This is a genomic window from Roseibium algae (genome assembly GCF_037783265.1).
Classification (GTDB): domain Bacteria; phylum Pseudomonadota; class Alphaproteobacteria; order Rhizobiales; family Stappiaceae; genus Roseibium; species Roseibium algae.
Map to the genome: position 1 here is coordinate 134,292 of NZ_JBAKIA010000016.1, position 7,889 is coordinate 142,180.

Annotated in this window: 6 protein-coding genes; 4 read left to right on the forward strand and 2 right to left on the reverse strand. The window is 49.8% G+C overall.

The features are described from left to right. Positions 1-32 precede the first annotated feature (32 nt). Positions 33-803, reverse strand: a complete 771-nt coding sequence (locus V6575_RS19535; protein ID WP_340276732.1) for a WecB/TagA/CpsF family glycosyltransferase — start codon at positions 801-803, stop codon at positions 33-35. 354 nt (positions 804-1,157) lie between these two features. On the opposite strand from V6575_RS19535, the gene V6575_RS19540 reads away from it, so the two are divergent. The 4 genes from V6575_RS19540 (at position 1,158) to V6575_RS19555 (ending at position 6,325) form a co-directional block, all read left to right on the forward strand. Continuing rightward, the gene (locus V6575_RS19540; RefSeq protein ID WP_340276734.1) at positions 1,158-2,378 is read left to right on the forward strand and encodes a hypothetical protein; all 1,221 of its coding nucleotides are present in this window, start codon (positions 1,158-1,160) and stop codon (positions 2,376-2,378) included. A 39-nt stretch (positions 2,379-2,417) separates the two neighbouring features. Then, complete coding sequence (locus V6575_RS19545) at positions 2,418-3,452, forward strand: acyltransferase family protein (protein ID WP_340276736.1); 1,035 nt, start codon at positions 2,418-2,420, stop codon at positions 3,450-3,452. Positions 3,453-3,525: 73 nt separating this feature from the next. Then, entirely contained in the window at positions 3,526-4,563 is a 1,038-nt protein-coding gene (locus V6575_RS19550; RefSeq protein WP_422785609.1) for a glycoside hydrolase family 5 protein, read from the forward strand. A 61-nt stretch (positions 4,564-4,624) separates the two neighbouring features. Beyond that, the gene (locus tag V6575_RS19555) at positions 4,625-6,325 is read left to right on the forward strand and encodes a GumC family protein (RefSeq protein WP_340276740.1); all 1,701 of its coding nucleotides are present in this window, start codon (positions 4,625-4,627) and stop codon (positions 6,323-6,325) included. 54 nt (positions 6,326-6,379) lie between these two features. Here the strand turns inward: V6575_RS19555 and V6575_RS19560 are convergent, their stop codons facing one another. Beyond that, positions 6,380-7,546, reverse strand: a complete 1,167-nt coding sequence (locus tag V6575_RS19560; RefSeq protein WP_340276742.1) for a glycosyltransferase family 4 protein — start codon at positions 7,544-7,546, stop codon at positions 6,380-6,382. Positions 7,547-7,889 lie beyond the last annotated feature (343 nt).

The window sequence follows — 7,889 nt, forward strand, 5'->3', positions numbered from 1 at the left end:
GGCCCGGGCACAAATGTCAGCCTGAAATAGGCTTATTGCTTTTTCTTAAGACGCCTGATGGCCAGCAGAAAGCGAGGGATACCAATGACATATCGTTGAAACAAACGCCTTGGCTCCTGGATCAAACGAAAAAGCCATTCCAACTGTAAAGCTCGCATCAGACGCGGGGCACGCACCACGCGCCCAGACATAAAGTCAAACAGAGCACCAACGCCAATGGCAACCGTCACATTCAGTGCTGCGCGATTTTCATGAATAAACCGCTCTTGGCGTGGGTTACCCATAGCAACAAGCAGGAGGTCAGGCTTGGCATCCGAAATAACCTGGCAAACGTCAGCGGTTTGCTCAGGCGAAAAGTAGCCATCACGTGCCCCAACTACAGTATGCAAAGGATATTTCTTTGCGATGCTGGCTGCAGCCAAATCAAGCTCTGCCTTTTTTGCCCCCAGAAGATATATCCTCAATGGAATGCCGATCTGATCCAGCAGTATGGGAACAAAGTCCGTCCCATTGAGATTGTCCGGAAACGATCGCCCGTGAAGATAACGGCTGGCCCAATTGATCCCAACACCATCGTTGAACAAGGTCATTGATTGCAAGATACTTGCGTAGCTTGGCTCATCCAGAGCAGTCAGAAGTGTATGCGAATTGCAAATCGCGACATCCGTAACCCTGCGCTGCTGCACAGTTGATCGCAGAAATTCAATGGCCCCTACAAGGTCCAACCGCATCAACTCAAGCGGACCGATTCGAACACGGTCTTCTTCAGCAGGCAAAGCGTCGTCCACTCCTCTAGCTACCATGTAATGCGCCGAACCCTTCGCCTATGATTGCCCATTGCTATTTCTCCAGCCCTTTTAGCAATTACAATATGTGCAGGACCAAAAACTCTAAGTAGCTCGAAACCCTAAATCATAATCACCTATTTGAAGTTAAGCTGACGTCAGAAATACGGTAGAATTGGCTATCAGATGCCCATGCCTTCGAAAGCTAAACGATGGCTTCCTTCGGGGAAAATGCCCTTCTGATTTGACACAGCACGAAATGCTAACGATGTTCCAGCTAAATGAGCAAATCAGCTTTGTAAGTTTTTGTCGAATTTGCCGCGCTTTAAAACGGAGCGCTCCACCATTTGATGTTGCGGATCACTTTTTACAATGGGTTGGAACCAGACTGCTACGCCGCCTGAAAGACTTGATCGCGGCATCATTACCATTGCTTTGGCTGCAGTCTTTTACAACGCTCTTCTAGCGATTTTAAACGCACACGTTATGCGGATCGGCGTTTCTCTGGTTGCTGTTTCCGAGATTATTGTTCTACTCAGTGCGATTTTGATCATTCTCAGCCGAGGATTATATGAGGAAGACCTCACCCCGTTTTTCTATCTTCTGATCACGCTCATTATCAGTGTCTATGTCTCCGTAATAAACAAATCCCTGATCATAGATTACTTCCGTAATATCCTGATTGTTTTTTGCTTCGTCACCTTGGGAAGATGGATCAATCTCAGTACCATCAAATTCATTTTCATAGCTGCCAGCGCTCTGGTATTTGGCGGCCTAATATTCGAAATATTTTTTGAGGCCATGTACGGGGACCTCTTTAACCCAGCGCTCTATTTCGAAGCCACCCGAGGCATTGAACAACTCGAAATCAGCGGATCCAAGCTCTTTAGAAACGCACTTGGCTTTGAAGGGCGCTTTACATTCGGCGTCATTGGGCACCGCTCATCCTCCCTGTTTCTTGAGCAGGTCTCACTCGCAAATTTCTCCGGAGTGATGATGATCTTTTTGATGACGCTCTGGCATCGGTTCAGCGCAGCTCAAAGGCTATTCTGCATCTTGACCATTGTCCTGATCCTTGTGACCAACGACTCAAGGACAATGCTCATATTTGCAGCGATCAGTATCCTTGGTTTTTTTGCATTTCCTTACCTTCCAAGGCTTTTCACAATCATTGTCATGCCGACCTTTTTAATCGCTGGTGTCTTCGTCTATATTCTGTTGCCCCAAGCGTCAGGTGACAATATTCCCGGTCGTATTGTCCTGACGATCAAGCATTTTGGGGAATTGGACCTCGCCGCGGCACTCGGCTTTTCAGCACAGTTTTCATCCAGTTTTGCAGATAGCGGTTATATTTACGTAATTATCATTGGAACGATCTTCAGTTTCGTCCTGCTCTGGCTGTTCGTCGCACTCTATCCAGCCTGTAAAAGCCCGGAAGAGCGGCGGTTTGCTCATTCCTTTTCGATATTTATTTTCATGAATATGATGATCGGAGGCACAGCAGTGTTTTCTATTAAGATTGCCTGTCTATTGTGGTTGCTTGCCGGATATATGAAGTTTGCGGATCGCAACAGGCACCCAAGCATCGCATAAGCGCCTAGTTTGGTTTTCTCAATTTAGCATGGAGCGAATATGCTGATACAGCTTCAGTATGCCAGGGCAATCGCCGCGTTGCTGGTGGTCTATTTCCATGCCGTGTTGCAAGCGCAAAACGTTTTCCCGAATCCAGTCGTCAGCTCGGCGATTTTCGGTGAAACCGGGGTTGATCTGTTTTTCGTGCTGAGTGGATTTGTGATGTGGCTCACCACTGCGAATCGAAAGATAAGCCCAATCAATTTTTACAAAAGACGTATTGAGCGCATTGTACCTTTGTACTGGGCCTTCACGCTGCTGACTGCGGCAATCGCGCTTACCGTTCCGAGCCTTTTAAAGTCGACGGTGTTCGATCTGCCTCATTTGCTGGCGTCGCTCTTCTTTCTGCCCTGGGCAAATCCTGCAGTTGTTAACGAGGTATTCGTTGCTCCAGTTATCGTTCCAGGCTGGACCCTAAACTATGAAATGTACTTCTATCTCGTGTTCGGCGTGCTGCTCTTACTTCCCGTTCAGCGCAGAATTGGCGCTCTCACGGCCGTCCTCACGATCGTATTTTTGCTCGCACAGGGCGCTCCTGCAGGCTCGGTCATTTCCATATTCTTTGGCTATTCGGTTATCTTTGAATTCCTTGCTGGAGTCATTCTGGCGCACTTTTACATGCGTGGAAGGCTACTACCCAAGGCCATGGCTATACCGGTTGCCTTGATTGGCTTCATAGTCCTGATTACAATTGACTATCTGAAACTAGACTTACCACGTGCAATAGCCGGCGGCATTCCATCTGCCCTTGTCATATACGGCCTAGTCTCTATCAATTTCTCTAATTTGCGGGAACTTCGCTTTGCGCATCTCCTAGGGGACGCCTCCTACAGTTTGTACATTACTCATATCTATGTCTTGGCAGGTGCCCGCGTTATATTCAGGCATTTGCCTTTCGACTGGCTTAAAAACGAAGCCTTGTTCATGCTGTTTTGTGTCACTGCATCGGTTGTGTTTGCACTGCTCGTTCATTGGTGTTTTGAAAAACCTGTGGCGAATTTTCTCAGGCACCGGCACAAGAAAGCAATGAACTGATATTCGTATCTCGACACAGGGTAAGAGAATGACAGCACCCAAAGAGCGCAAGCTGAAGAGCGGATGGCCTCAGATGGTAAAGTTCACCTTTGCCCTCTTACTTGGCGGGGCAACCTTCAGTCCGATTTTGGCTTTCGCGGAGACGGGAACTTGCTATCATGGCGTCAATATTTCTGGTGCTGAATATGGCGATGCGGCAGGCGTCTACGGCACAAATTACACCTATCCATCAGAGCGCACCGTTCAATATTTCGCACAAAAGGGCATGAATATTGTTCGTCTGCCTTTTCGATGGGAACGCCTGCAACCCCTTCTTGGCAATGCTCTGGACGAAGCCGAGCTGTCAAGACTGGACGAAGCTGTCGAACTGATCCGCTCCCATAATATGAGCGTAGTTCTGGACCCTCACAATTTCGGATATTACGGCGAAACCCGAATGATGTCGGAGGGACTGACAGCGGCAGATTTTGCAAACTTCTGGACTCGACTCGCGATCGAATTTGCCAATCAGGATGACGTCTTTTTCGGCCTTATGAATGAGCCTCACGATATTCCGACGGATGAGTGGCTCACCTCAGCAAACGAGGCGATTGCTGGAATAAGAGCAACAGGCGCCAATAACCTCATTCTCGTGCCCGGCACAAACTGGAGCGGCGCCTCGAGTTGGGAGAACCCGTTCACAGGCGGTTCAAATGCCGATCTCATGGCCAAGGTCAAAGATCCCTTCGATAACTTTGCCTTCGAAGTCCACCAATACATGGACGAGGATTTCTCCGGAACACACGACAGCTGTCCGCAAGCAAAACAGGCGGAAGAAGCCTTGTCGAACTTCACAAGATGGCTAAAGGACAACAGTTTCCGGGGTTTTCTAGGAGAATTTGGCGGTTCTGCCAGCGAAGAGTGCCTCGCAGGCCTTCAGGCTATGATCAACGTCATGGACAGCGCACCAGAGCAATGGCTAGGTTGGACCTATTGGGCTGCGGGTGATTGGTGGCCGGAAGACGAAGCCAACAATATCCAGCCAACGTCAAAGGGGGACCGACCTCAACTCGCCGCCATTCTCGCTGCTAAAGAAACGGCCGTTTCTAGAGAATGCGAAACGCAAAATTAACTCTGCTTTCCTTACAGTTGGGCTTTCATCATAGGACTGGAACAAGGCTTTAAAACAGACCATGGGCGGGTATCGAAACGACCGAGGATCGCCAGAGTGGCGCCATCCTGAAAGCCGCCGGAATAGCACTCCGGGTGAAACCGACACTCGCGAAGATGACCGTGGTATTCGCCAGGCTCAACAACGCCTCGTAGAGCTGTCACATGGCCACCAAAGTCCTCCAAGAAAATACGATATCCTCCCTCCAGATCACAACGCTGTTCACCAAAACGACGACTTCAGGGAAAAGGTCGGTTTCCTGTCTCGTATTCTCACATCCCTAGTCAAGACGCATGAATCGGATGTTGAGCCGGGTCAGCTTATTGCAAAGAACACCACTCGTTCTCAACATGATGCACCCCGCTTTGCCACCGACCAAACAAAACCAATTCTCGACACGCGGTCCGTTCTGCAAGCCTGCTATGAGAGCAAATGGCTAATAGCAATATTGATCTTGATCGGCATGGCCTGCGGAGCCGCCGCAATGCTATCCGCCTCAAGCAAATATACAGCGAGCACCAGCCTGTTTTTCGATCCCAAGCGAACTGAATTTCAGTGGGATGGCAGCGAACGAAGCTCAGCCTCTCTCCAGGCGTCAGCCTCGCTGATCAACAGCCAAATCGAGATATTAACGTCAAACGCCGTCCTCAAGCGGGTCGTCAATGAATTATCACTTGAAACCGATCCTGAGTTCGCTCTTAAAGGCAGCGGTGACAACGACCCTTACGCGGTCGCTTCAGCCCTTCAAAAAGCGCTATCAACATCCAGGTCTGATGGATCTTATGTGGTCGCAGTCAACGTAACGACAGGTAATCCAATCAGATCAGCAGAGATCGCAAATTCTGTCGTTCGATCCTTTCAGGCACTTGAGGCCGAGACAACGTCTCAGTTTTATGGCGGCGTTCAGAAAAACCTCGACGTTCGTCTTAGAGAACTTAGGGCCAAGCTCCAGGCCGCCGATGATGCAGTTGATCAGTTTCGCGCTAAAAACGATCTGGTAACAGCCAAGGGCGAACTGATCTCCGAGGACCGCCTTGTCGCCCTCAGTACAGCACTAGTCGCTGCCCAACAAAAAACGATAGAGGCACAGGCGAAAGTCGACGCTGCCAAGCGACTAAGCCCTGCAAATGCAGCAGCTGGTATCAGCAACAACGAGGTGACCTCCGCCACGTTGGTTGCATTGCATCGTCAATATGCAACGGCAGCTTCCACAGTCGGCCAACTGGAAAGCCAACTTGGGGCCAATCACCCGACACTTGCTGCAGCAAAGGCTTCTTTGAACGGTTTGAGCTCAGAAATACGCGACGAGGTGAAACGGATCTCACTCATTACGCAGAGCGATCTTGATCAGGCAAAACAGGCAGAACGACAAACTGGCAAAGAGCTGGCAACCCAAAAGGCCCTCAAGCTCAGCAAATCATCAAGCCAAGGCGAGCTTGACAAGCTGGAGCTTCAGTCAAAAGCCATCAGAGATATCTATGAAGCCGTCCTGAAGCGCGCACGAGAGGCCAGCGAAGAACAGAATGTGGCGCAGAGTAATGTCCGCGTAATTGAGGCAGCTGAACCTCCACTCAGAGCTGATGGTCCGGGGCGCAGCCTGCGATTGATTGGTGGGCTGTTCGGCGGCGCTCTTCTCGGCCTTGGCCTTGGCCTAGCAATTGCCATAACTCGCAGAATTTTACGGCATCCACTTGTCCGATCCTACTTTACATTCGATTCTTAGAGTTTCTCCAAGACTAAGACCCCAAGCTTGCAACCTGCAATGAAACTCTGAGCGTTAGGCGAACAAAACATCGCTATAAAGTTGACTATATTCTTGAAGCGTTGTGGACCAAGAGTGCTGCTGGGCAGAGTCAATTACATCAGAACGAAGGACAGGATCACATTCAAGCTGGCTCATCGCTTCGCCGATAACTTGCGCTGCGGCGACTGGATTGGAGAAGTCTGTAAGGTGAATACCCGGATGCCTGCCTGCCAGCGACTTAAATGCGGCATTCGGATGGACGACTGGAACCAACCCGGCGCTCAAAGCCTCAATCATAGCAATACCGAAACCTTCATAATCTGATGCACTGACAAACAAACTGCTCCGAGCGAAGACCCTCCCTACTTCATCGTTAGACAGCCCCGTATGAAGGCAAACATGATCGCTCAAGCCTCGCTCGAAGACATGAGCTGACAATGCTTCAATGCTGAGGTCCGACGGAGATCCAATGATGTCCAGTTTCCAGCTGTCGTTTTCATCGACCAACCGTTTCAGCACATCAAGCACTCTATCCAGCCGTTTGTTTACCGAGAAACGCCCAACCGTGACCATGTGACGAACTGGCTTCTGAGAAGCTGTATTAGCGAATTTTTCAAGTTCAACGCCATTTTCAATCAGCCTGCAGCGCCTAGGCGCTATTTTGGCAAACAACTCAAGATCACTTTCGCTGCAACAAGCGATACCACCGTACTGATGCGCTGAAAGTCGCGTCACACTGTTGAACCAGATCTTTTTCAGCTTGGAATGAGCCTTGGTGTGAAAAAAACCGCCGTGACTGGTGGCCACCATCTTGTGGCGATGGACCGGACGCGTAAGCGCCAGTGCATCATAAAAAAAATCTATCGCGTGGACATGAACAAGGTCTGCACCAGCCAAATGCCTGAAGACTTGAGGCGCTACCGGATACCGGGGGCTGCCCTGAAAGGGTATTCTCACGATTTCAATACCGTCGATCATCTCATGGTGAGGCAAAACATAATCAAGGTCTGTAAAAAGCCGATCCAACGTGATGACCTTGACGCTGGCAAATTGCCCAAGCTGGCGCATCACCAAATTTCGCACGAAATCCTCCAGGCCTCCCACCATAGGGGCGAACTGCCGTACGACATGCACAAGATTCACTTTCGAGAAATCGGGGCTTAAATTAGCGCATAACGTCACAATAGGTTTCACTTTCATAAAAGTCCCCAGATTCTACGCAGGCTGATCTACTTTGATAGCCAACATCATTCTGCAGGCTATCATCAGGCCTGACCGCTAGGTGTCGTGACGCTCATCGAAATTTGATCGGCCCCATGTGATTGGTCCAAATTGAAAGTTAGTGCATGCTTGGCGTGTGGTCCATCGGAACGATGGTTTCAGGAGCCAGCGGGCGGTAGCCCAATGAAGTGGTCCCAGTTTTCCGGACAGGTTCGCGGCTGATTTAAGGTGTATCCAGGTTGTTTTTCATGCCGCCAAATTCAGGTGCCTGTCGGCCCAATATGCCTCCTTTGGTGTCTTGTGCTCAAGGGCTGAATGAGGT